1 protein-coding gene is annotated in these 253 nt (G+C 34.8%); it reads left to right on the top strand.

Annotated features, from left to right (window positions below):
- Positions 1–253: hypothetical protein (locus BOQ64_RS24335; RefSeq protein WP_228448544.1), on the top strand; the 253-nt coding region annotated here is incomplete at both ends.

The following is a 253-nucleotide window of genomic DNA, read 5'->3' as shown; positions in this document are numbered from 1 at the left end:
GACTTATCGAGATCTTTTTCCAGAATTATCCTGTTCTGGAAATCATTAAATGTGGTTGGTTTCCCATTATTAATCTACTTTTACCGACTACCCTGTTGTCTCCGAAACGATAGTATTAATACCGGCATTCAAATTTTATTATTCTTTACTTCCGGACTTATCGAGATCTTTTTCCAGAATTATCCTGTTCTGGAAATCATTAAATGTGGTTGGTTTCCCATTATTAATCTACTTTTACCGACTACCCTGTTGT

This window comes from Chryseobacterium sp. CH25 (genome assembly GCF_004119455.1).
Classification (GTDB): domain Bacteria; phylum Bacteroidota; class Bacteroidia; order Flavobacteriales; family Weeksellaceae; genus Chryseobacterium.
This window is presented reverse-complemented; position numbering and strand designations above follow the sequence as displayed.